This window comes from Streptomyces puniciscabiei (assembly GCF_006715785.1).
GTDB classification, from domain to species: domain Bacteria; phylum Actinomycetota; class Actinomycetes; order Streptomycetales; family Streptomycetaceae; genus Streptomyces; species Streptomyces puniciscabiei.
Genome location: NZ_VFNX01000001.1, coordinates 1168936 through 1190000, shown reverse-complemented (window position 1 = coordinate 1190000; position 21065 = coordinate 1168936). Strand labels below are relative to the sequence as shown.

The 21065-nt window shown below is 67.9% G+C and carries 8 protein-coding genes, 1 tRNA gene, 2 rRNA genes and 1 pseudogene; 11 read left to right on the top strand and 1 reads right to left on the bottom strand.

Annotation, left to right across the window (positions count from 1 at the left end; all coding sequences use genetic code 11):
• The first annotated feature begins 234 nt into the window (after positions 1-234).
• The 4 genes from FB563_RS05270 to FB563_RS05255 all read left to right on the top strand — a co-directional run bounded on the left by FB563_RS05270 (position 235) and on the right by FB563_RS05255 (position 4491).
• Positions 235-3354 (top strand): 23S ribosomal RNA (locus tag FB563_RS05270).
• Positions 3355-3439: 85 nt separating this feature from the next.
• A 5S ribosomal RNA gene (gene rrf, locus FB563_RS05265) occupies positions 3440-3556 on the top strand.
• Between the two features lie 115 nt (positions 3557-3671).
• Positions 3672-4334, top strand: a complete 663-nt coding sequence (locus FB563_RS05260; RefSeq protein WP_055710023.1) for a DegT/DnrJ/EryC1/StrS family aminotransferase — start codon at positions 3672-3674, stop codon at positions 4332-4334.
• Between the two features lie 84 nt (positions 4335-4418).
• Positions 4419-4491: transfer RNA gene (locus FB563_RS05255), tRNA-Thr, on the top strand.
• 51 nt (positions 4492-4542) lie between these two features.
• On the opposite strand, the gene FB563_RS05250 is transcribed toward FB563_RS05255, so the two are convergent.
• The gene (locus FB563_RS05250) at positions 4543-7302 is read right to left on the bottom strand and encodes a SpoIIE family protein phosphatase (RefSeq protein WP_055710022.1); all 2760 of its coding nucleotides are present in this window, start codon (positions 7300-7302) and stop codon (positions 4543-4545) included.
• Positions 7303-7711: 409 nt separating this feature from the next.
• Between FB563_RS05250 and FB563_RS05240 the strand changes: the two genes are divergently transcribed.
• The 7 genes and pseudogenes from FB563_RS05240 to FB563_RS05210 all read left to right on the top strand — a co-directional run bounded on the left by FB563_RS05240 (position 7712) and on the right by FB563_RS05210 (position 21012).
• The gene (locus FB563_RS05240) at positions 7712-13177 is read left to right on the top strand and encodes a HAMP domain-containing protein (protein ID WP_107100779.1); all 5466 of its coding nucleotides are present in this window, start codon (positions 7712-7714) and stop codon (positions 13175-13177) included.
• Positions 13178-13475: 298 nt separating this feature from the next.
• A pseudogene (locus FB563_RS05235) lies at positions 13476-14156 on the top strand (response regulator).
• Positions 14157-14280: 124 nt separating this feature from the next.
• The gene (locus FB563_RS05230) at positions 14281-17025 is read left to right on the top strand and encodes a DNA translocase FtsK (protein WP_208766284.1); all 2745 of its coding nucleotides are present in this window, start codon (positions 14281-14283) and stop codon (positions 17023-17025) included.
• Positions 17026-17301: 276 nt separating this feature from the next.
• The gene (locus FB563_RS05225; RefSeq protein WP_142218506.1) at positions 17302-18147 is read left to right on the top strand and encodes a helix-turn-helix domain-containing protein; all 846 of its coding nucleotides are present in this window, start codon (positions 17302-17304) and stop codon (positions 18145-18147) included.
• 95 nt (positions 18148-18242) lie between these two features.
• Positions 18243-19715, top strand: coding sequence for a 30S ribosomal protein S12 methylthiotransferase RimO (rimO, locus tag FB563_RS05220; RefSeq protein WP_142218505.1), 1473 nt, complete (start codon positions 18243-18245; stop codon positions 19713-19715).
• Positions 19712-20470: a CDP-diacylglycerol--glycerol-3-phosphate 3-phosphatidyltransferase gene (gene pgsA, locus FB563_RS05215; protein WP_142218504.1), complete on the top strand. Its 759-nt coding sequence runs from the start codon at positions 19712-19714 to the stop codon at positions 20468-20470. The genes rimO and pgsA overlap by 4 nt, the downstream gene beginning before the upstream one ends.
• Positions 20467-21012 (top strand): CinA family protein, encoded by a 546-nt coding sequence (locus FB563_RS05210; RefSeq protein WP_142218503.1) that lies wholly within the window; start codon positions 20467-20469, stop codon positions 21010-21012. The genes pgsA and FB563_RS05210 overlap by 4 nt, the downstream gene beginning before the upstream one ends.
• Positions 21013-21065: the final 53 nt, after the last annotated feature.

Below are 21065 nucleotides of genomic sequence, written 5' to 3'. Positions count from 1 at the left end.
TCATGGGTGGAACGTTGACTACTCGATCAGGACCTCGGGTCGGGGGCTGCTAGTACTGCTCGCAAGAGCGTGGAACGCACGATCTCCGGACAGGGCCTGGCCGGGCACGCTGTTGGGTGTCTGAGGGAATGGTTTTTCCTCAGTCGCCGGCCCCAGTGAACTCGAGCCTGTTGGTTCGGGGTGATGGGTGGCTGGTCGTTGTTTGAGAACTGCACAGTGGACGCGAGCATCTGTGGCCAAGTTTTTAAGGGCGCACGGTGGATGCCTTGGCACCAGGAACCGATGAAGGACGTGGGAGGCCGCGATAGTCCCCGGGGAGTCGTCAACCAGGCTTTGATCCGGGGGTTTCCGAATGGGGAAACCCGGCAGTCGTCATGGGCTGTCACCCGCTGCTGAACACATAGGCAGTGTGGAGGGAACGCGGGGAAGTGAAACATCTCAGTACCCGCAGGAAGAGAAAACAACCGTGATTCCGGGAGTAGTGGCGAGCGAAACCGGATGAGGCCAAACCGTATGCGTGTGAGACCCGGCAGGGGTTGCGTATACGGGGTTGTGGGATCTCTCTTGATCAGTCTGCCGGCTGGTCGGTGAGTCAGAAACCGTTGATGTAGGCGAAGGACATGCGAAAGGTCCGGCGTAGAGGGTAAGACCCCCGTAGTCGAAACGTCAGCGGCTTGCTTGAGAGACACCCAAGTAGCACGGGGCCCGAGAAATCCCGTGTGAATCTGGCGGGACCACCCGCTAAGCCTAAATATTCCCTGGTGACCGATAGCGGATAGTACCGTGAGGGAATGGTGAAAAGTACCCCGGGAGGGGAGTGAAATAGTACCTGAAACCGTGTGCCTACAAGCCGTGGGAGCGTCGGATGCAGCTTGCTGCATCTCGTGACTGCGTGCCTTTTGAAGAATGAGCCTGCGAGTTTGCGGTGTGTTGCGAGGTTAACCCGGGTGGGGAAGCCGTAGCGAAAGCGAGTCCGAATAGGGCGCTGTAGTAGCACGCTCAAGACCCGAAGCGGAGTGATCTAGCCATGGGCAGGTTGAAGCGGAGGTAAGACTTCGTGGAGGACCGAACCCACCAGGGTTGAAAACCTGGGGGATGACCTGTGGTTAGGGGTGAAAGGCCAATCAAACTCCGTGATAGCTGGTTCTCCCCGAAATGCATTTAGGTGCAGCGTCGTGTGTTTCTTGCCGGAGGTAGAGCACTGGATAGGCGATGGGCCCTACCGGGTTACTGACCTTAGCCAAACTCCGAATGCCGGTAAGTGAGAGCGCGGCAGTGAGACTGTGGGGGATAAGCTCCATGGTCGAGAGGGAAACAGCCCAGAGCATCGACTAAGGCCCCTAAGCGTACGCTAAGTGGGAAAGGATGTGGAGTCGCACAGACAACCAGGAGGTTGGCTTAGAAGCAGCCACCCTTGAAAGAGTGCGTAATAGCTCACTGGTCTAGTGATTCCGCGCCGACAATGTAGCGGGGCTCAAGCGTACCGCCGAAGTCGTGTCATTGCAGCTTTAGCCCCAACGGGTGCTGTGATGGGTAGGGGAGCGTCGTCTGCCGGGTGAAGCGGCACTGGAAGGTAGTCGTGGACGGTTGACGAGTGAGAATGCAGGCATGAGTAGCGATTCACACGTGAGAAACGTGTGCGCCGATTGACTAAGGGTTCCTGGGTCAAGCTGATCTGCCCAGGGTAAGTCGGGACCTAAGGCGAGGCCGACAGGCGTAGTCGATGGATAACCGGTTGATATTCCGGTACCCGCTGTGAAGCGTCAAACATCGAATCCAGTGATGCTAAGCCCGTGAAGCCGCCGGCTGAGTCTTCGGACGAGGTCGGAGTGGTGGAGCCGGTGACCCGAGCTGGTAGTAGGTGAGTGATGGGGTGACGCAGGAAGGTAGTCCATCCCGGGCGGTGGTTGTCCCGGGGTAAGGGTGTAGGACGCAGGGTAGGCAAATCCGCCCTGCATGTGTCTGAGACCTGATGCCGAGCCGATTGTGGTGAAGTGGATGATCCTATGCTGTCGAGAAAAGCCTCTAGCGAGTTTCATGGCGGCCCGTACCCTAAACCGACTCAGGTGGTCAGGTAGAGAATACCGAGGCGTTCGGGTGAACTATGGTTAAGGAACTCGGCAAAATGCCCCCGTAACTTCGGGAGAAGGGGGGCCAGTCCTGGTGATGAGCTTCGCGCTCTGAGCTGGGGGTGGCCGCAGAGACCAGCGAGAAGCGACTGTTTACTAAAAACACAGGTCCGTGCGAAGCCGTAAGGCGATGTATACGGACTGACGCCTGCCCGGTGCTGGAACGTTAAGGGGACCGGTTAGCTCCATTTCGGTGGGGCGAAGCTGAGAACTTAAGCGCCAGTAAACGGCGGTGGTAACTATAACCATCCTAAGGTAGCGAAATTCCTTGTCGGGTAAGTTCCGACCTGCACGAATGGCGTAACGACTTCTCGACTGTCTCAACCATAGGCCCGGTGAAATTGCACTACGAGTAAAGATGCTCGTTTCGCGCAGCAGGACGGAAAGACCCCGGGACCTTTACTACAGTTTGATATTGGTGTTCGGTTCGGCTTGTGTAGGATAGCTGGGAGACTGTGAAGCATGCACGCCAGTGTGTGTGGAGTCGTCGTTGAAATACCAGTCTGGTCGTGCTGGATGTCTAACCTGGGTCCGTGATCCGGATCAGGGACAGTGTCTGATGGGTAGTTTAACTGGGGCGGTTGCCTCCTAAAGGGTAACGGAGGCGCCCAAAGGTTCCCTCAGCCTGGTTGGCAATCAGGTGTTGAGTGTAAGTGCACAAGGGAGCTTGACTGTGAGACCGACGGGTCGAGCAGGGACGAAAGTCGGGACTAGTGATCCGGCGGTGGCTTGTGGAAGCGCCGTCGCTCAACGGATAAAAGGTACCCCGGGGATAACAGGCTGATCTTCCCCAAGAGTCCATATCGACGGGATGGTTTGGCACCTCGATGTCGGCTCGTCGCATCCTGGGGCTGGAGTCGGTCCCAAGGGTTGGGCTGTTCGCCCATTAAAGCGGTACGCGAGCTGGGTTTAGAACGTCGTGAGACAGTTCGGTCCCTATCCGCTGTGCGCGTAGGAGTCTTGAGAAGGGCTGTCCCTAGTACGAGAGGACCGGGACGGACGAACCTCTGGTGTGCCAGTTGTTCTGCCAAGGGCATGGCTGGTTGGCTACGTTCGGGAGGGATAACCGCTGAAAGCATCTAAGCGGGAAGCCTGCTTCGAGATGAGGACTCCCACCCACTTGATGGGGTAAGGCTCCCAGTAGACGACTGGGTTGATAGGCCGGATCTGGAAGCCAGGTAACTGGTGGAGGTGACCGGTACTAATAGGCCGAGGGCTTGTCCTCAGTTGCTCGCGTCCACTGTGTTGGTTCTGAAACCACGAACAGCCCCGCCTGACAGGGCGGTGCGGCGTTCACAGTTTCATAGTGTTTCGGTGGTCATAGCGTGAGGGAAACGCCCGGTTACATTCCGAACCCGGAAGCTAAGCCTCACAGCGCCGATGGTACTGCAGGGGGGACCCTGTGGGAGAGTAGGACGCCGCCGAACAATCTTTCAAAAAGGTCGGACCCTGAACTTCGGTTCAGGGTCCGACCTTTTTACGTTTTCCTTAACGTGTCGTTCACGTCGCGCACCCAGCATCCAGCACATGGGAACTGCTGCAATGCTCAGGGCCGCCGGCGTTGGTGTGGGTGACGAGGTCGTCGTACCGGCCTTCGGGAACGTCGAAGTCGCCGAGGCCGTCACCCTGGCCGGGGCGCTTCCCGTGTTCGCCGACATAGACCCGGTCACGTACTGCCTCGACGCCGGCGCTGTCGAGGCAGCCGTAACTCCGCGTACGGCCGCGGTGGTTGTCGTACACCGCTTCGGACGGCGGGCCGACCTGCGGCGCTTGCACGCGCTCGGGCAGCGGCACGAGCTGCTGGTGCTGGAGCAGGGCGAGTCGGAGGCGCCGTACGACGAGATAGCGCAGCGCAGGGAGCGGGCCGCCTATCTCGACGGCAAGCTCAAGGGCGTACGGACGCCGGACGGCGGTGACGGGCACACCTACCAGCAGTACGTGGTGCGGGTGCCGGGGAACGGCCGGCCGGACCGGGACGCCTTCGCGATGGCTCTGCGGGCCAAGGGAGTTGAGTGCCGGGTGCCGGTCAAGACGCCCGTGCACCGGCTGCCGGAGTTCCGTAGGTGCGTGTCCCTGCCGGAGACCGAGCTCGCCGCCGACGAGACGCTGGCGCTGCCCGTGGACGCCTCGCTCACCAAGCGGGAGATGCAGCGGATCGTGTCCGCGTGCAACGCGCTCGGCGGACTGCTGCAGCCCGCCTACTGAGCAGCTACCGAACGAATTTGGGAACTCGGGCCTGCTCGGGGTACAGTTTCTTCGTCGCCGCGAGGGAAACCTCGAAAACGACAGGCCCCTATAGCTCAGTCGGCAGAGCGTCTCCATGGTAAGGAGAAGGTCAACGGTTCGATTCCGTTTGGGGGCTCAGAAAAAAGGCCTCACCCTTTCGGGTGCGGCCTTTCTCATGCGCTCGTTCTCATCCGTCCTTGTGGATTCCCGGGACCCGCATGGCCAGGATCGCCATGTCGTCCGACGGGGCGTCCGACGCGAAGCGCTCCACCGCCCGCATGATGCGTGCGGCGACCGCCCCCGCGGTGAGACCCGTGCAGGTCGTGAGCACGTCGGCGAGGCCGTCGTCACCCAGCATGCGCGTGCCCTCACGGCGTTCGGTGACGCCGTCCGTGACGCAGAGCAGGACGTCGCCCGGGTCGAGGGTGACCGTCTCCTCGTGCAGTTCCAGGTCCTCGATCACGCCCAGCAGCGGCTGCGGTTCGGCGGCCGGTGTCACGGTGCCGTCCTGGCGCAGGCGCAGCGGCAGCGGGTGGCCGGCGCAGACCACCTTCAGCTCGGCGCTGCCGTCCTCCTGCGGGCGCATCTCGCCGTACAGGAGGGTCAGGAAGCGGCTGCGGTCGCCCTCGTCGAGGATCGCGGAGTTCAGGCGCTGCAGCACCGCGGGTCCGGAGAGGCCCTCGCGGGCCAGCAGGCGCAGGGCGTGCCGGGCGAGGCCGGTGACCGCCGCCGCGTTCGGGCCCGTACCGCAGACGTCGCCGATGGCGAAGCCGTAGGCGCCGTTGCCGATCGGGAACAGGTCGTAGAAGTCGCCGCCGACCTCGTTGCCCTCGCCGGCCGCGCGGTAGATGACCTCGACCTCGACACCCTCGATGTTCGGGGTACCGGGCGGCAGCAGGCTGCGCTGGAGGGCCTGGCTGATGGCCGTGCGCTCCGAGTAGAGACGGGCGTTGTCCAGGGCGAGGGCGGCCCGGCGGGACAGGTCCTCGGCCAGTTCCAGGATCTCCTGGCGGAAGTGTTCGTCGGTGGGCTTGCCGAGGACCAGCATGCCGATGACGCGGTTGCGGGCGACGAGCGGGAGCACGACCGTCTCACCGCCCACCGCGGAGGCCGTGGCGAGGGTCGGGCCGATACCGGAGGAGAGCCGGTGCGTGGGGCCGCCGGACAGGCCGAGGCTGCGCATGGAGGTGCGCAGGGCGGCCTTGTGGGCGACCTCGCCGGGGGCCGTCCAGACGCGGGCGCCGGGCGTCGGTACCGGGTCGGGCGGCGGGATCTTCGACAACAATGACTTGATGCCGTCGATGAGTTCCTCGTCCTCGTGCAGCACGTACGACAGATACGGCTCGGAGGCCTGGTCGGCGATCGTATAGACGGCGCACCAGGTGGCCAGGGTCGGGACCGTCATCTGGGCCATCAGGGCCAGCGTCTGGTCGCGGTCCAGGGTGCCGGCCAGCAGGTCGGAGGCCTCGACCAGGAAGCTCAGGGAGCCGCGGCGCAACCGCTCCAGCTCGCCGAGACGGGCCGACTCGACGGCCAGGGCAATGCGGTCGGCGGCGAACTGCAGGCGCAGCGCCTCCTCGTTGGAGTACCGGCCGGGAGCCTCGGCCGCGACGCCGAGCGAGCCGGTGAGGCGGCCCTCGACCTTCAGCGGGACCGTGACGACCGAGCGCATCCCGGTGCCGGCGAGCAGCGGTACGGCGCCCGGCACGGACGTGAGGTCGTCGTGGACGGCCGGCATGCGTGCGGAGCCGTAGCGGCCGGGGCCGGCCTCGACCGGCACGCGCGCGAAGCGCTGGCGGGCGGAGGGCAGGCCGGTGGAGGCGCGGACCTCCAGTTCGGTCTCGTCGTCGGTGGCCAGCAGCAGGAACGCGGAGTCGCCGTCGAGCATGTCACGGGCGCGCTCCACCGTGCGCTGCAGGAGGCCGTCGAGGTCGTCCGGGGCGGGGGAGCCGATGAAGACCTCGAAGGGGTCGGTGCTCTGGCCGTCGGACGACTGGGTCTGGTCGCCGGCCGGGACGCGCGGCGGGCTCTGCAGGACGGCGCGCTCGTCCTCGCGGACCAGCAGGCAGACGGTGGAGGGCTCGCCGCCGGTGTCGCGGACCCTGAGGTGGGAGGCGTAGACCGAGACCACCCGGCCGTCGGCGCCGCGGATGCCGTAGCTGCCCTCCCAGCGGGAGAGCTGCAGGGCCTCGGCCACGCCGGTGCTGGTGCCCGGGGTGTGCGGCCAGGCCGCCAGTTCGGTCAGCGGCCTGCCGATGACCTCGGCGGCCGGGTGGCCGAACAGGTCTTCGGCGTCCTCGTTCCAGGAGGTGACGGTGCCCTTCCGGTCGACCTGGAGGACGGCGACGCGGACCCGGCCGTCGGCCAGCGGAAGCAGATCGGCCGGGAGGGACGGCCCAGCCGTGCGGGTGCCGACCGGGCGTTCGGGGAGGTTGAGCTGGAACCAGACGTTCTTGTGGGTCGGCGTGTAGTCGACGCCCCAGCGGGTGGCCAGGGCGGCGCACAGCTGCAGGCCGCGGCCGCCCTCGCGGTCGGGGCTGCCCATCGTGGCCGCGGCGCCCTGGAGAGGGACCTCGCGCTCGGGGTAGCGGTCGGAGACCTCGATGCGCACGCCGTCCTCGGTACGCAGGCACAGGACGTCCGCGTGGGTGCCCGCGTGGACGACCGCGTTCGTCACCAGCTCGCTGGTGAGGACCACGGCGTCGTCGACGATGTCGGCGAAGCCCCAGCCCTGCAGGGTGTCGCGGACGAAGGACCGGGCGGTCGCGACCGATCGCCCGACGGGCTCGAAGGTGGCGGCCGCGCGCGCGGTGATCACAGAACTCCTCGGCCGGTTGTCTACGTGCAGGGCTGCGTGGCCGGCCGGCTCGCTCCGCTGCTGCGGCATCAGCTCGCCCGTCGGCTGTGGCTCCGGGGGCTGTTCCCCCGGGATCACTCCGGTGGTCATGGTCTGCGGCCGCCCCTCCGATGCCCGCTCGTGCTCGTGCCACCGCCCAGGCCGGTCGGACCGGTGCGGCTGGACAGCCGCATGCAAGGTTACTTACCTTCGCCGTCCGAGCGGATGCCGGTCGCCGGTGTTTACCCCCCAGGGTGTGCGGACGATGTGCGAAGCTGCCGAACTGTTATGGCCTGGTTCGGCCGGGGTGAAACACTGGGCAAGCTTCTGATGAAGGTCGGGTCAGCCTGCGTGTGTTCCGTGTACGGCGGGCAGCAGCCTCTGGTGTGGCCGGATCTCGTCTGGCAGAAATACGCAGCAGTAACGGGTACGCGGACGTAACCGGTATGCCGATCAGCGGCACCCCGGCCCGAAGCGGCCGAGCACAGCAGTAACGGTCTACCCCTCCGGGAGGGACACAGTGGAGTCTGGCGCGGCGACGCGTGGCACGAAGACGCGCGCGAAAGGCGGACCGTCCCTGGGCAGGCGCGGTGACACCACCACCGTGGACACGGCTGCCCTGAACCGGCTGCTGGCGGCACTCGTCTCGATGCGCGACGGGAACTTCCGCAAGCGGCTCACCGTCTCCGGGGACGGTGTGATGTCGGAGATCGCGGCCGTCTTCAACGAGGTGGCCGACCGGAACCTGCATCTGACCGGGGAGCTGTCCCGGGTGCGGCGGATGGTGGGCCGTGAGGGAAAGCTCACGGAGCGGCTGGAGACGGGGGCCTGCGAGGGCTCCTGGGCGTCCGCGATCGACGCCTCCAACGCGCTCGTCGACGATCTGGTGTGGCCCGTGTCGGAGGTCGGCCGGGTGCTCACGGCGGTCGCCGAGGGCGATCTGTCACCGCGGATGGAGCTGCGGACGCAGTCCCCGGACGACGGCAGCGGGCATCCGCTGCGGGGCGAGTTCCTGAAGGTCGGCCGTACCGTCAACAACCTGGTCGACCAGTTGTCGACGTTCACGGACGAGGTCACGCGCGTGGCCAGCGAGGTCGGCACCGAGGGCAAGCTCGGCGGTCAGGCCCGGGTGCGCGGTATGTCCGGTTCGTGGAAGGACCTGACCGAGTCCGTCAACACCATGGCGCGGCAGCTGACCGCCCAGGTGCGCGACATCGCCCTGGTGACGACGGCCGTGGCCCGGGGTGACCTGTCCCGCAAAGTCACCGTGCAGGTCGCCGGCGAGATGCTGGAGCTGAAGAACACCGTCAACACGATGGTGGAGCAGCTGTCGTCCTTCTCCGTGGAGGTGACCCGGGTCGCCCGTGAGGTGGGCACCGAGGGCATCCTGGGCGGTCAGGCGCAGGTGCCGGGCGTGGCCGGGGTGTGGAAGGAGCTCACCGACTCCGTCAACACGATGGCGGGCAACCTGACCGCCCAGGTGCGAGGGATCTCGCAGGTCACGACCGCTGTCGCCAATGGCGATCTGTCGCAGAAGGTGACGGTTCCGGCGCGCGGCGAGGTGGCGCAGCTCGCCGAGACGATCAACCAGATGACCGAGACGCTGCGGATCTTCGCGGACGAGGTCACGCGCGTGGCGAACGAGGTCGGCGCGGAGGGCCGGCTGGGCGGACAGGCGAACGTGCCGGGCGCCGCCGGTACCTGGAAGGACCTGACGGACTCGGTCAACACGGTCTTCCGGAACCTCACCACCCAGGTGCGGGACATCGCCACGGTGACGACAGCCGTGGCCAACGGTGATCTGTCGCAGAAGGTCACGGTGGACGTGGCCGGCGAGATGCTGGAGCTGAAGAACACCGTCAACGGGATGGTGGACCAGTTGTCGGCGTTCGGTGCCGAGGTGACGCGGGTCGCGCGGGAGATCGGTGTCGAGGGTGAGCTGGGCGGCCAGGCGCAGGTGCCCGGTGCGGCCGGTGCGTGGAAAGACCTGACCGACTCCGTCAACACCGCGTTCCGCAACCTCACCGGGCAGGTGCGCAACATCGCCCAGGTGACCACGGCGGTGGCCAACGGCGATCTGTCGCAGAAGGTCACGGTCGACGTCTCCGGCGAGATGCTCAAGCTGAAGAACACCGTGAACACGATGGTGGACCAGCTGTCGAGCTTCGCCGACCAGGTCACGCGGATGGCGCGGGACGTGGGTACGGAGGGCCGGCTGGGCGGTCAGGCCCGGGTGGACGGTGTGTCGGGCACCTGGAAGGAGCTGACGGATTCCGTCAACTTCATGGCCGGCAACCTGACCTCGCAGGTGCGGCAGATCGCCCAGGTGACGACGGCCGTGGCGCGCGGTGACCTGTCGCAGAAGATCGACGTTGACGCGCGCGGCGAGATCCTTGAGCTGAAGAACACGATCAACACGATGGTTGATCAGCTGTCCGCCTTCGCCGACCAGGTGACCCGGGTGGCGCGGGACGTGGGTACGGAGGGCCGGCTGGGCGGTCAGGCGCAGGTGCCCGGTGTGGCCGGGGTATGGCGTGACCTGACCGACTCCGTGAACGGCATGGCCGGCAACCTGACGGCCCAGGTCCGCAACATCGCGCAGGTCGCGACGGCCGTGGCGCGCGGTGACCTCTCCCAGAAGATCACCGTGGACGCGCGCGGCGAGATCCTGGAGCTGAAGAACACCCTGAACACGATGGTGGACCAGCTGTCGTCGTTCGCCCAGGAGGTCACGCGAGTGGCGCGTGAGGTGGGTACGGAGGGCATTCTCGGCGGTCAGGCCGAGGTGCAGGGTGTCTCCGGCACCTGGAAGGACCTCACGCAGTCCGTGAACTTCATGGCGAACAACCTGACCATCCAGGTGCGCAACATCGCCGAGGTCACGACCGCGGTCGCCAAGGGCGACCTGTCGAAGAAGATCACTGTTGACGCGAAGGGCGAGATCCTTGAGCTCGTCACGACGGTCAACACCATGGTTGATCAGCTGTCCAGCTTCGCCGAGCAGGTGACCCGGGTGGCCCGTGAGGTGGGCACCGAGGGCATCCTGGGCGGCCAGGCCACCGTGCCGGGCGTCACCGGTATCTGGAAGGACCTCAGCAACAACGTCAACCTGATGGCCAACAACCTGACCATGCAGGTGCGGAACATCTCCCAGGTCGCCTCGGCCGTGGCCAACGGCGACCTGACGCGTCAGGTGACGATCGAGGCGCGCGGTGAGGTGGCGCAGCTCGCCGACACCATCAACATCATGGTCAAGACGCTGAGTTCGTTCGCGGACCAGGTCACCAAGGTGGCCCGTGAGGTGGGCACGGACGGCATCCTGGGCGGCCAGGCGCACGTACCGGGTGTGGCCGGCACCTGGAAGGACCTCACCGAGTCCGTGAACCAGATGGCGTCCAACCTGACCGGTCAGGTGCGGAACATCGCCATGGTCACCACGGCGATCGCCAAGGGTGACCTGACGAAGAAGATCGACATTGACGCGCGCGGCGAGATCCTGGAGCTGAAGACGACGATCAACACCATGGTTGATCAGCTGTCCAGTTTCGCCGAGGAGGTCACGCGCGTGGCCCGCGAGGTGGGCACGGAAGGACAGCTCGGCGGCCAGGCACGCGTGCGTGACGTCGACGGCACCTGGCGGGACCTGACCGAGTCGGTGAACGAGATGGCCGGGAACCTGACCCGGCAGGTGCGTGCCATCGCGCGCGTGGCGACCGCGGTGACTCGCGGCGACCTGAACCTGAAGATCGACGTCGACGCGTCCGGCGAGATCCAGGAACTGCAGGACTACATCAACAAGATGATCGCCAACCTGCGCGACACCACGATCGCCAACAAGGAGCAGGACTGGCTCAAGGGCAACCTGGCCCGCATCTCCGGCCTCATGCAGGGCCGCCGCGACCTGGAGGACGTGGCCTCGCTGATCATGAGCGAGCTGACGCCGGTGGTGTCCGCGCAGCACGGCGCGTTCTTCGTGGCGATGCCGCTGATGGAGGAGGGCAAGGACGGCGGCGACGGAGAGGACAACTACGAGCTGCGGATGCTGGGCTCGTACGGCTACTCGATGGGCTCCATGCCGACGTCGTTCCGGCCCGGTGAGGCGCTGGTCGGCACGGCCGCCGAGGAGAAGCGCACGATCCTGGTGGAGAACGCGCCCAGCGGCTATCTGAAGATCTCCTCCGGGCTCGGCGAGGCCCCGCCGGCGCAGGTGATCGTGCTGCCGGTGCTGTTCGAGGGCACGGTGCTCGGTGTGATCGAGCTGGCCTCCTTCACGCCGTTCACGCAGATCCAGAAGGACTTCCTCAACCAGATCGCCGAGATGATCGCCACGAGCGTCAACACCATCTCGGTCAACACCAAGACCGAGCAGCTGCTGAAGCAGTCGCAGGAGCTGACCGAGCAACTCCGGGAGCGCTCGGCGGAGTTGGAGAACCGGCAGAAGGCGCTGCAGGCCTCCAACGCCGAACTGGAGGAGAAGGCCGAGCTGCTGGCCCGGCAGAACCGGGACATCGAGGTGAAGAACACCGAGATCGAGGAGGCCCGGCAGGTCCTGGAGGAGCGCGCCGAGCAGCTCGCGGTGTCGATGCGCTACAAGAGCGAGTTCCTGGCCAACATGTCGCACGAGCTGCGTACGCCGCTCAACTCGCTGCTGATTCTGGCCAAGTTGCTCGCGGACAACGCCGAGGGCAACCTCTCGCCCAAGCAGGTGGAGTTCGCCGAGACCATCCACGGCGCCGGCTCCGACCTGCTCCAGCTGATCAACGACATCCTCGACCTGTCGAAGGTCGAGGCCGGCAAGATGGACGTCTCCCCGACACGTATCGCCCTGGTCCAGCTCGTGGACTACGTGGAGGCCACCTTCCGCCCGCTGACCGCGGAGAAGGGCCTGGACCTGTCCGTACGGGTCTCACCGGAGCTGCCCGCGACGCTGCACACCGACGAGCAGAGGCTGCTGCAGGTGCTGCGCAACCTGCTGTCGAACGCGGTGAAGTTCACCGATTCGGGATCGGTGGAGCTGGTGATCAGGCCGGCCGGCGCGGACGTGCCGATGGGCATCCGGGAGCAGCTGCTGGAGGCCGGCTCGCTGACCGATCCGGACGCGCCGCTGATCGCGTTCTCGGTGACCGACACCGGCATCGGCATCGCGGCCAGCAAGATGCGGGTGATCTTCGAGGCGTTCAAGCAGGCGGACGGCACGACCAGCCGCAAGTACGGCGGCACCGGCCTCGGCCTGTCGATCTCCCGGGAGATCGCGCAGCTGCTCGGCGGCGAGATCCACGCGCAGAGCGAGCCGGGCCGCGGCTCCACGTTCACGCTGTACCTGCCGCTGCACCCGAGCGAGCTGCCCCCGCAGGGCTACCAGCAGTCCGTGCGTCCACTGGAGGCCGGGGACCTGGTCGCCGCCTCCGAGGCGGAGAAGTCCTCGGAGCTGTCCGCCGTGGAGATCGAGACCCCGGCCGAGGTGAAGTCGTACCGGGAGACGCAGAACGGGCCGGCGGCGCTCTTCCGGCGCCGGCGCCGGGGCCTGCCGCAGGGCGAGGAGCGGTCCGAGCCCTGGGCGGCGCTGCCCGAGCAGGACAGCGCGCCGCACGCCGCGCGCGGAGTGCGGTTCGGCGGCGAGAAGGTGCTGATCGTCGACGACGACATCCGGAACGTGTTCGCCCTGACCAGCGTCCTGGAGCAGCACGGCCTGTCGGTGCTGTACGCCGAGAACGGGCGCGAGGGCATCGAGGTGCTGGAGCAGCACGACGACGTGGCGGTCGTGCTGATGGACATCATGATGCCCGAGATGGACGGCTACGCGACGACCACGGCGATCCGCAGGATGCCGCAGTTCGCCGGGCTCCCGATCATCGCGCTGACCGCGAAGGCGATGAAGGGCGACCGGGAGAAGGCGATCGAGTCGGGTGCCTCGGACTACGTGACCAAGCCGGTCGACCCGGATCATCTGCTGGCCGTGATGCAGCAGTGGATGGGTGGGAAGTGACGAGATCCGGCCACCGGGATGTGAACACCCGGGAACCCTTGGCGTGGGTCCGGAGTTGCCCACTTGAGGTGATGGCGAACGTACGGCTTAGGGTGGCCTGCGTGCATATGGGAATGCGGGATTCCGGGAACCATCCCGGCTCCCGCCGCGTTTCCGGTATGTGCACAGTGACATCGCGGTGACAGGGTGTGGCGACAGGCGGGGTGCGGCTACGATGACCGGCACAAGGACGGGCGGCGAAAGGGAGTCGTCCCCTGGGGCGGCGCCCGGTGTACCGCCGGGGCGAGGAGGGCGGGCCATGGTGCAGAAGGCCAAGATCCTCCTGGTCGATGACCGGCCGGAGAATCTGCTGGCGCTGGAGGCGATCCTCTCGGCGCTCGATCAGACGCTGGTGCGGGCATCGTCCGGGGAGGAAGCGCTCAAGGCACTGCTCACGGACGATTTCGCGGTCATTCTGCTGGACGTCCAGATGCCGGGCATGGACGGGTTCGAGACCGCCGCGCACATCAAGCGGCGCGAGCGGACCCGGGACATCCCGATCATCTTCCTCACGGCGATCAACCACGGGCCGCACCACACCTTCCGGGGCTATGCGGCGGGCGCGGTCGACTACATCTCCAAGCCTTTCGACCCGTGGGTGCTGCGCGCCAAGGTCTCGGTGTTCGTCGAGCTGTACATGAAGAACTGCCAGCTGCGCGAGCAGGCGGCGCTGCTGCGGCTGTAGTTGGAGGGCGGCGGCAAGGGCGCGGTCGGCGGCAAGGAGTCCGCAGGGCTGCTCGCCGAGCTGTCCGCGCGGCTCGCGGCCGTGGAGGAGCAGGCCGAGGCCCTGTCCAAGCAGCTGGACGACGACTCCGCGGACGCGGCCGCGGTGGCCACGGCGGCCCATCTGGAGCGCAAGCTCACCGGGTTGCGGCGCGCTCTCGACGCCCTGGAGCCGGGCGCCGGCCCCGGCGGCTCCTCGGTACCCGCGCAGAACTGACGTACGCCCAGGTGGCGGTTGCCCATGAGCGTGCGTCAGTTCCGGTCCGCGCCAAGGGCGACACGAACGGGTGAAGCTGTGGGCACACGTGTCCGCTGTCGTCTCCCCCGGTAACCTCACACCCATGGCCTCACGTCCCTCCGCAGCCAAGAAGCAGCCCGCGAAGAAGGCGGCCGCTCCCTCGAAGGCTCCGGCGAGGAAGGCCGCAGCGAAGAAGGCCCCGGCCAAGAAGGCGCCCGCCAAGAAGGCCCCGGCCCGAAAGGCCGCGCCGCCGAAGCCGGCGCCCAGCCCCACCGGGGGCGTGTACCGGCTTGTGCGCGCCCTCTGGCTGGGCCTCGCGCACGCCGTCGGCGCCGTCTTCCGCGGCATAGGGCAGGGTGCGAAGAACCTCGATCCGGCCCACCGCAAGGACGGCATCGCGCTGCTGCTGTTCGGCATCGCGCTGATCGTCGCCGCCGGCACCTGGGCCGACCTGAAGGGTCCCGTCGGCGACCTCGTGGAGATCCTCGTCACCGGCGCGTTCGGCCGGCTCGACCTCCTGGTGCCGATCCTGCTCGCGGTGATCGCCGTACGGTTCATCCGGCACCCGGAGCAGCCGGAGGCCAACGGACGGATCGTGATCGGCCTGTCCGCGCTCGTCATCGGCGTGCTCGGCCAGGTCCACATCGCGTGCGGCTCGCCCGCGCGCAGCGACGGCATGCAGGCCATAAGGGACGCCGGCGGCCTCATCGGCTGGGCGGCGGCCACCCCGCTGACGTACAGCATGACCGACGTGCTCGCCGTACCCCTGCTGGTGCTGCTGACGCTCTTCGGGCTGCTCGTGGTGACCGCCACCCCGGTCAACGCCATCCCGCAGCGGCTGCGCGCGCTCGGCGTACGCCTGGGCGTGCTGCACGACCACGAGGCGGAGGAGTTCACCGAGGACGACGAGCGCTACGACGACCAATGGCGCGAGGCGCTGCCCGCGCGCCCCCGAAAGCGCTCGTCCGCCCCCCGGGCGTACGACCCCGACGGCGCCGAGGAGGAGGCCCTCTCGCAGCGCCGTGGCCGCCCCAGGCGCTCCGCGGTGCCCCAGCCGGATCCGCAGCGCCGGATGGACGCCGTGGACGTCGCGGCGGCCGCCGCCGCGGCGCTGGACGGCGCGGTGCTGCACGGCATGCCGCCCTCCCCGCTGGTCGCCGACCTCACCCAGGGCGTCAGTGTCGGCGACCGCGAGGAGACCACACCGGTGCCCACCCCGGAGCCGGCCCCCGCGCCCGCTCCGACGCCGGTCCCGGCCGCGCGCCCCAAGCAGGAGAAGCTCCAGGCCGGGATCGTCCCCGACCTGACCAAGAAGGCCCCCGACGAGCCCCGCGACCTGCCGCCGCGCGCGGAGCAGCTCCAGCTCTCCGGGGACGTCACCTACGCGCTGCCGTCGCTGGACCTGCTCACGCGCGGCGGCCCCGGCAAGGCCCGCAGTGCCGCGAACGACGCGGTCGTCGCCTCGCTCACCCAGGTGTTCACCGAGTTCAAGGTCGACGCCGCCGTCACCGGCTTCACCCGCGGCCCGACGGTCACCCGCTACGAGGTCGAGCTCGGCCCCGCCGTGAAGGTCGAGCGGATCACCGCGCTGACCAAGAACATCGCCTACGCCGTCGCCAGCCCGGACGTGCGGATCATCAGCCCGATCCCCGGCAAGTCCGCGGTCGGCATCGAGATCCCGAACACCGACCGGGAGATGGTCAACCTCGGCGACGTGCTGCGCCTCGCGGAGTCCGCCGAGGACGACGACCCGATGCTGGTCGCCTTCGGCAAGGACGTCGAGGGCGGGTACGTGATGCACTCGCTGGCGAAGATGCCGCACATGCTGGTCGCCGGTGCGACCGGCTCCGGAAAGTCGTCCTGCATCAACTGCCTGATCACCTCGGTCATGATGCGGGCGACCCCGGAGGACGTCCGGATGATCCTGGTCGACCCCAAGCGCGTCGAGCTGACCGCCTACGAGGGCATCCCGCACCTGATCACGCCGATCATCACCAACCCCAAGCGGGCCGCCGAGGCGCTGCAGTGGGTCGTGCGCGAGATGGACCTGCGCTACGACGACCTCGCGGCCTACGGCTACCGGCACATCGACGACTTCAACCGGGCCGTCCGCGAGGGCAGGGTCAAGCCGCCGGAGGGCAGCGAGCGGGAGCTGCAGCCCTACCCGTACCTGCTGGTGATCGTGGACGAGCTGGCCGACCTGATGATGGTCGCCCCGCGTGACGTCGAGGACGCGATCGTGCGCATCACCCAGCTCGCGCGCGCGGCCGGCATCCATCTGGTGCTCGCCACCCAGCGCCCGTCGGTCGACGTGGTCACCGGTCTGATCAAGGCCAACGTGCCCTCCCGGCTGGCCTTCGCCACCTCCTCGCTCGCCGACTCCCGGGTCATCCTCGACCAGCCCGGTGCCGAGAAGCTGATCGGCAAGGGCGACGGCCTGTTCCTGCCGATGGGGGCGAACAAGCCGACCCGCATGCAGGGCGCCTTCGTGACCGAGGCCGAGGTCGCGGCCGTCGTCCAGCACTGCAAGGACCAGATGACGCCGGTCTTCCGGGACGACGTCACGGTCGGCACCAAGCAGAAGAAGGAGATCGACGAGGACATCGGCGACGACCTGGACCTGCTGTGCCAGGCGGCCGAGCTGGTCGTCTCCACCCAGTTCGGGTCGACCTCCATGCTCCAGCGCAAGCTGCGCGTCGGCTTCGCCAAGGCCGGGCGGCTCATGGACCTCATGGAGTCCCGGGGCGTCGTGGGCCCGAGCGAGGGCTCCAAGGCACGTGACGTTCTTGTGAAGCCTGATGAGCTGGACGGCGTGCTCGCCATGATTCGCGGGGAGTCTGAGGAGTAGGGCGAAGGGCCGTTCGGCGGATGCCGGTTACGCCGGGCGGCTTCGTCGTGATCCACCCGTTAGGGAACGGCGAGCAACCGTTTCCCTTCGTCGTACGTCCAGTTGAGCGAAAGGACAGATAGGCGTCCCACCATGGGGTACCTGCCTGTCGAATCATAGGAATGTCCGGCCATTCCTATGGTGCACAAAGTCCGACCGCCCGGTTGCCCCACCCTTTCGTACCCCCCCTAGACTGAGCTTCCAGCACAGGTGGCTACACGCTCGAAAGGCGCCCCCGTGTCCATCGGCAACTCCCCTGAAGACGAGCGTCCGTTCCAAGACGAGTCCCAGGAAGCCCGTGTCTCCGTGGGCCGCGCCCTGCAGCAGGCGCGGATCGCGGCCGGGCTCACCGTGGACGACGTCAGCACTGCCACTCGTGTCCGTATCGCCATCATCCATGCCATCGAGGCGGACGACTTCGCGCCCTGCGGCGGCGATGTGTACGCCCGCGGCCACATCCGCACGCTGGCCAAGGCCGTCCACCTCGATCCCGCGCCCCTGATCGCCCAGTACGACGCCGAGCACGGCGGCCGTCCCGCCCCCACCCCGGCAGCCCCCCTGTTCGAGGCCGAGCGGATCCGGCCCGAGCGGCGCGGGCCGAACTGGACCGCCGCCATGGTCGCCGCGATCGTCGTGGTGATCGGCTTCGTCGGCTTCACCGCGGTCAAGGGCGGCGGTTCCGGGAACGACGCGAAGTCGCAGGTCGCCCAGGGCGGCGGGACGCCCACCGCGAGCAGGCCGGCCTCGCCCACGCCGAAGAAGGACAAGCCTGCCGCGCCGAGCCCCGCGCCCTCCGACAGCGCCATCGCCGCCGCACCCCAGGACAAGGTGACCGTCCAGATCAGCGCCCCCAACGGACGCAGCTGGATCTCGGCCAAGGACCACAACGGCCGGATGCTCTTCGACGGGCTGCTGAACAAGGGCCAGTCCAGGACCTTCCAGGACAGCACCAAGATCAACCTGATCCTCGGCGACGCCGGCGCCATCGAGCTGTACGTCAACGGCAAGAAGATCGACGACAACTTCCAGCCGGGCCAGGTGGAGCGCCTCACCTACACCAAGGGCGACCCCGTCGCCGGGTAGCCCGTCCCCGCGGCGGAACGGATGTGACGGGGTTGGCCAAGATCGGCCAACCCCGTCGACGTGGGCTGTCAGTGAGACGAAGTACTCTTGAGCCCATGCCTGAACGCCGTACCGTCGCACTCGTCACACTCGGCTGCGCCCGTAACGAGGTGGACTCGGAGGAGCTCGCAGGCCGTTTGGAGGCGGACGGCTGGCAGCTCGTCGAGGACGCCGCGGACGCCGACGTCGCCGTGGTCAACACGTGTGGCTTCGTCGAGGCCGCCAAGAAGGACTCCGTCGACGCCCTCCTGGAGGCCAACGACCTCAAGGACCATGGCAGAACCCAGGCCGTCGTGGCGGTGGGCTGCATGGCCGAGCGGTACGGCAAGGAGCTGGCCGAGGCGCTGCCCGAGGCCGACGGCGTGCTCGGCTTCGACGACTACGCGGACATCTCCGACCGCCTGCAGACCATCCTGTCCGGCGGCATCCACGCCTCCCACACCCCGCGCGACCGCCGCAAGCTGCTCCCGATCACCCCGGCCGAGCGGCAGGAATCGGCCGCGTCCGTAGCCCTGCCCGGGCACGCCCCGGCCGACCTCCCGGAGGGCGTCGCGCCCGCCTCCGGCCCCCGCGCGCCGCTGCGCCGCCGCCTCGACGGCTCCCCGGTCGCCTCCGTGAAGCTCGCCTCCGGCTGCGACCGGCGCTGCTCCTTCTGCGCCATCCCGTCCTTCCGGGGCTCCTTCATCTCCCGCCGCCCGAGCGACGTGCTCAACGAGACGCGGTGGCTCGCCGAGCAGGGCGTGAAGGAGATCATGCTGGTCTCCGAGAACAACACCTCCTACGGCAAGGACCTGGGCGACATCCGCCTGCTGGAGTCCCTGCTGCCGGAGCTGGCCGACGTCGACGGCATCGAGCGGGTGCGGGTCAGCTACCTCCAGCCCGCCGAGATGCGCCCGGGTCTGATCGACGTGCTGACCTCCACCCCGAAGGTCGCCCCGTACTTCGACCTGTCCTTCCAGCACTCCGCGCCCGGCGTGCTGCGCGCCATGCGCCGCTTCGGCGACACCGACCGCTTCCTGGAGCTGCTCGACACCATCCGCTCCAAGGCGCCCGAGGCCGGCGTGCGCTCCAACTTCATCGTCGGCTTCCCCGGCGAGAGCGAGGCCGACCTCGCCGAGCTGGAGCGCTTCCTGAACGGCGCCCGCCTGGACGCCATCGGTGTCTTCGGCTACTCCGACGAGGAGGGCACGGAAGCGGCGACCTACGACAACAAGCTCGACGAGGACGTCGTCGCCGACCGCCTGGCCCGGGTGTCCCGGCTGGCCGAGGAACTCGTCTCCCAGCGCGCCGAGGAGCGCGTCGGCGACACGGTGCGCGTCCTGGTCGAGTCCGTGGACGAGGAAGAGGGCGTGTACGGCCGTGCCGCGCACCAGGCGCCCGAGACCGACGGCCAGGTCCTGCTCACGAGCGGCGCCGGCCTGAGCGTCGGACGTATGGTCGAGGCGAAGGTGGTCGGTACGGAAGGTGTCGACCTGGTGGCCGAGCCGCTGGCCGGCTCGCCCGCGTGTAGTGAGGAGGCGGGCAGATGACCGGAGTCCCGGCATCCGCCGCGGGCGGCTCCTCCGGCGCGCACGGCGCGCGGGGTTCCGCCGCCCCTGCCGACGGCGCTCGGTCCGAGGTCTCCGGTTCTGCTCCAGGTCCCGACAGCGGCGGCAGGCCCGCGCGCGGCGGAAAGATCGCGGCCGCGGCCGTCAACCAGGCCAGCGTCTGGAACGTGGCCAATCTGCTGACCATGCTCCGGCTGGTGCTGGTGCCCGGCTTCGTGGCCCTGATGCTGGCGAACGGCGGCTACGACCCGGCCTGGCGCGCACTGGCCTGGGCGGCCTTCGCCATCGCCATGATCACCGACCTGTTCGACGGGCATCTGGCGCGCACCTACAACCTGGTCACCGACTTCGGGAAGATCGCCGACCCCATCGCCGACAAGGCGATCATGGGGGCGGCGCTGATCTGTCTGTCGGGCCTGGGCGATCTGCCCTGGTGGGTGACGGGCGTCATCCTCGGCCGGGAACTCGGCATTACGCTGCTGCGATTTCTGGTCATTCGCTATGGCGTGATCCCGGCCAGTCGTGGGGGCAAGCTCAAGACCCTCACCCAGGGGGTCGCGGTCGGGATGTACGTCCTGGCGCTGACGGGATGGCTGGCCACGCTGAGGTTCTGGGTGATGGCCGCGGCGGTCGTCCTCACCGTCGTCACCGGACTCGACTACGTGAGACAAGCCATTGTGCTGCGCAGGCGGGGAATCGCCGAGCGCGCGGCGGCGTTGGAGGAGAAGGAAGCGTGAGCTCGAAGGCCACCGAACTGGTGCGACTACTGACCGTGAGGGGCGAGACCCTCGCTGTTGCCGAGTCGCTCACCGGTGGCCTGGTGGCGGCGGAGATCACCTCGGTCCCCGGAGCGTCCAAGGTGTTCCGGGGTTCGGTCACCGCCTACGCCACCGAGCTGAAGCATGAGCTGCTCGGCGTCGACGCGGCCCTGCTGGCGCAGCGCGGAGCGGTGGACCCGCAGGTCGCGGGCGAGATGGCGGCCGGCGTGCGGAAGGCGCTGGGCGCCGACTGGGGCATCGCGACGACCGGAGTCGCCGGCCCCGAACCACAGGACGGCAAGCCCGTAGGGACGGTTTTCGTGGCCGTCGACGGGCCCCTCACCGACCGCCCGGGTTCCGCCGCTGGCGGAAAAGTGGAGGCCCTGCGGTTGAACGGCAGCCGTGCGGAAATTCGTATGGAGAGTGTACGGAGCGTACTCGCAGTGCTCCTGGAGCAGCTTGCGGGCGAACAGACCGGTAATGAGCGGGCACAGGATACGGAACGGAACGGGGGGTTTTGATGTTTGCAGCCCTGAGTGAACACGACATCGCTCCCCGCACGGCCGCAGCGCGA